The 893-nt window shown below is 70.2% G+C and carries 1 protein-coding gene and 1 pseudogene; both read right to left on the bottom strand.

Annotated elements, in window-relative coordinates:
* Positions 1 to 171: 171 nt before the first annotated feature.
* Positions 172 to 519 (bottom strand): 4a-hydroxytetrahydrobiopterin dehydratase, encoded by a 348-nt coding sequence (locus HUK84_RS20355; RefSeq protein ID WP_176641816.1) that lies wholly within the window; start codon positions 517 to 519, stop codon positions 172 to 174.
* Between the two features lie 69 nt (positions 520 to 588).
* Positions 589 to 893, bottom strand: a pseudogene (locus HUK84_RS20350) (ABC transporter ATP-binding protein); the annotation flags it as partial.

The raw sequence follows: 893 nt of genomic DNA, 5'->3' as shown, positions 1-893 counted from the left end.
AGGCCGGACGCCGCGCCCTGGCCGCCGCCCTGGCGGTGACCGGCGGGATCCGCGCCGCCCGCGAACGGATGGAACGATCGGGCCTGGTCCGCATGTCCTGATCCGCCCGTCCTGACCTCCCGTCCAGACCGCCTGGCATCTCCCTGCCGGCGGAATCAAGGGGCCGGACCATCAATGCGGCAGGGTCTCGATCCGTGCCGCCATGATGAAATCGTTGCGATGCAGGCCGCCGATCGCGTGGGTCTGCAGCGACAACCGCACATAGCCCCAGCCGAAGGCGATGTCCGGATGATGGTCGGCCGCTTCGGCCAGGGCGGCGATCCGCTCGACCAGCGCATAGGCGCCGGCGAAGTCCGGCAGGGTGAAATCGCGCAGCAAAACCGTCCCGTCGGGGGACAGCGTCCAGTTGGGCACCTGCGCCAGCAATGTTTCGGCCTCGGCGCGCGCCAGGGGCGGTGAGTTCCTGGGGCAGGGGCCGATCACCTCGCGAGCCAGGGCGGATGGGGTGGCGGTCGGCATGGCATGGAATCCTTCAGCCATTTGTCCGGGGACCGATAACGCGCCGGCCGCCCAACCGTACCCTGACGGTCAGGACGATCCCAGCGCCTCGCGCAGCATTTCCAGTTCCAGCCACCGTTCCTCGGCGGCCGTCAGTTCGGTCTCGGCACGGTCCAGCTTCGTGGTCGCGTCGGTAAACGCCTGCGGATCGCGGGCATAGAGCCCGGCATCGGACAGGACGGCGCGCAGCCGGGTGATGTCCGCTTCCAGCGCGGCGATCTGCCCCGGAAGGCGGTCAAGGGCCAACTGGTCCTTATAGGACAGCTTGCGCGCCGGTCCCTTCGCCGCGCCCTTCTCGGGGCCCCGCTCCGGGCGCTTCGCCGGCTGGCCGTCCC

This window comes from Nguyenibacter vanlangensis (genome assembly GCF_013376155.1).
GTDB classification, from domain to species: domain Bacteria; phylum Pseudomonadota; class Alphaproteobacteria; order Acetobacterales; family Acetobacteraceae; genus Gluconacetobacter; species Gluconacetobacter vanlangensis.
The sequence above is the reverse complement of the archived record's forward strand: the minus strand, read 5'-3'. Positions and strand labels throughout refer to the sequence as shown.